Source organism: Pseudonocardia charpentierae (assembly GCF_031845345.1).
Taxonomy (GTDB): domain Bacteria; phylum Actinomycetota; class Actinomycetes; order Mycobacteriales; family Pseudonocardiaceae; genus Pseudonocardia; species Pseudonocardia charpentierae.
Window position 1 is genome coordinate 1 of the sequence record NZ_JAVREJ010000074.1, and the last position, 2,887, is coordinate 2,887.

Annotated in this window: 2 protein-coding genes; both read left to right on the forward strand. The window is 69.6% G+C overall.

The genetic code is table 11. From position 1 onward, the window contains the following. Window positions 1–511: 511 nt before the first annotated feature. Window positions 512–1,354 carry an MEDS domain-containing protein gene (locus RM445_RS31845; protein WP_311560577.1) on the forward strand — a complete coding sequence of 281 codons (843 nt, stop codon included), beginning with the start codon at window positions 512–514 and terminating at the stop codon, window positions 1,352–1,354. Further along, on the forward strand, window positions 1,351–2,307 hold the full coding sequence (locus RM445_RS31850) for a sensor histidine kinase (protein WP_311560578.1): 957 nt from the start codon (window positions 1,351–1,353) through the stop codon (window positions 2,305–2,307). The genes RM445_RS31845 and RM445_RS31850 overlap by 4 nt, the downstream gene beginning before the upstream one ends. Window positions 2,308–2,887: the final 580 nt, after the last annotated feature.

The following is a 2,887-nucleotide window of genomic DNA, read 5'->3' on the forward strand; positions in this document are numbered from 1 at the left end:
CCTCGGCGAAGCCACCATGGCCCTGCTCGCCACCCCGACACCACCGGAAGGGGTGGCCACCGCCGAACTCATGACGGCATGATCTGAACCGCAGAGCCTCCCGCGGAGCGAGTTACACCACGCAGCGTCCGCTGCTGTGGTGCGCTGCTCGGCGCCCATTTAGCGAACATCAGAGCTGGGCCGGCGCTCATGCGCCTTGGCAATCCATCAGTACCGCCGCAGAAGTACCGCGGCAGGCCTGGTCGCCGCTGCCCGTTGTCCGGCGCACCCGCCCGGGCTAGCCTCGGCGTGCCCGCGATCGGGCGCCGTGACCGGGCTCGTGGTCCACCAATGGCGGTGGACGGCGGTGATCCCCGACGGGCGCGTGGGGAATGTGGCGAGGTGACTTACATCGGGCGGCCCCGCGGCTACCGGCCCGCATGTTCCATCCTGATCCGGTGGACACGCGGGCGCGGACCACACTGCCGCAGCGGCAGAACCGATCCCCATGCGGCGTGACCGCCAGGCGCGCATGAACGAGCCGTGGGTGGCATGGTCACCGATCGGGCGGTCGATCGGTGACCACGTGTGCTGGCCGTTCCGCGGTCGTGACGCAGTGACAGCGGTCGCTCGACCGTATGTGGCCGAGGGCCTGGACCGGGGCGAGCGGGTCACCTACGTCGGCGAGGGTGATCCGAGCAAGCTGCGGCACGATCTCGACGGCGTGCCTGACCTAAACGAGCATCTGGAACGGGGGCGGCTTGAGCTCGTGCCGGTCGCCACGTTGCCGGCCTCGGACCCGTCGGTTCACCCGGCCGCCGAGGTGCCGGTACTGGCCGAGATGACCACGCAGGCGCTCGACGCCGGATACGCCGGCTTGCGGATGTTCACCGACGGGACCAGCCGGGCGCGAGACCCGGCGCGGCGGGCGCAGCTCGTAGGCTACGAGCACCTGATCGACCGGTTCTGCCTCGGGCATGCCCTCACCATGCTGTGCGCCTACGACGCCGTCGCCCTTCGTAACAGCGCCGTGGCCGAGTTGGTGTGTGTCCACGCCCTGGCTCACGGTGGCCTGTCCCCGTTCCAGGTCCACGCCACGTCCGGGGCCGACGCCGCCCTGGCCGGCGAGGTCGACGTGTTCTGCCTCGACCAGCTCGAGCAGGCGCTGGAGCGGATTGGTGTCGGTGCGTCCGGAGGAAAGGTGGTCATCGACGCCGCCGACCTCAAGTTCATCGACATCCGCGGGCTGCTCACGCTGGATCGACACGCGATCGGCACCGAGACCACAGTGGTGCTCCGGTCGCCACCAGCGGTCGTGACGCGGCTGCTGAGGCTCGTAGACCTCATCGCATTGCAGGTGGAGGGCAGGCCGTGAGACCACCTGATGCGCATCAGACTGGCTTCCTGCACGAGTTGGTCCTGCACAGCGCGAACGAGGAGATGCTCGAGTTTGTGCTGCCATTCGTTAGCGACGGGCTCGCCGCCGAGGAGCCAACCCTGCTGCTCGTCCGTCCCGAGACCGCCTCGACCGTGCTCGACAGTGTCGGCCCCTCCCCGTACCTCTTACTCCTTCCAGCGCAGGGACAACCCGGGCGGCCGGCGTCGGACCTGCGCGTGACCGAAACGCTCCTGGCCAGCTACGGCCCCGGGACAGCGCAGGTGCGGATCGTCAACCAGGAACCCGTCGTGCCCGAGGCGCAGTGGCACGAGTGGCGCCGCCTCGAAGCCGTGGTCAACCTTGCGCTACGTCGCCACAACACGTGGGCGGTGTGTGTCTATGACCGGCGCCCGCTCACCGACGAGATGCTCGACGACCTGTACGCAACCCACCACATCGTCGGACGGGGCGACCGACACCGGCGAAACGACGGCTATCAGGACCCGGTCGAGTTCATCAGCAAGCACCAGGACGCGCCGCTGGATCCGGTAGAGCGGGACACCCCGTCGGCGTGGCTCGTCGACCCGTCGCCGGCTACTGCCCGCGCGGCTGTCGCCGGGTTCGCGCGCCAGACCAGCCTGCCCGCTCAGGAGATCGAGAACATCGTGCTCGCCGCCCACGAAGCGGTGAGCAACGCCTTCCTGCACGGCCGCCCGCCCGTGGTGCTGCGCCTGTGGGTACAGCCCGACCGTCTCACCGTTACCGTGACCGACACCGGACCCGGCCCGACCGACCCGTTCGTGGGTCTCCTGCCGCCGGAGCACTCGAACGGCGCCGGGCTCGGCCTGTGGATCAGCCACCAACTCGTCGACATCACCCACCGCCGCCACCCCGACGGCTACACCGTCCGGCTCACCACAGCGGCCTTTCCACTGAACCTCACCCAGTGACGGCCGCGGCGGCCGCACTGCCCAGCCCCGGGGCTACGCCGCTCCACAGCCCTGCCACCAGTACACGCCATAACAGTGCTTGGGCCCGACCTGGCCCCGCTGCCGGGACGCGGCCGGCGCCGTCCCCTCGACAAACGCCCGCTCCTTAGGCTCAGGCGTCCCCACGGCGCAACCCGCCGGACCTCATCGCGCCAGCGTGGCGCGCGCTCGGCGAGACTCCACGACCCGACCCGACCCGACCCGACCCGACCCGACCGCGGCCGTTGCGGTTGCTGGTCAGCGAGCCGAGGGCGTCCCAGCGAGCGAAGGCCACGCCGCAGGCCTCGTCGAGGATGGCCAGCAAGTACTTCGCGTGAACCTGTACGGGCTCATCAGGTTCCCCACCTACGGGTGGGCATGCCAGCCGCCGTGCTGAAAGCAACGGTGTACCGATCCGGCGCGAGCTGGTCGCGAGGGAGTGTCCGACGAACGGTGTAAGTGTCGTCCGGCATTTCAGTTGCTCGACGGGTTGATGCGTCCGTCGAAGGTGATGGCGAAGGCGTTGAGAGCGGCCTTCCATCGGATGACCCATCGTGCCCGA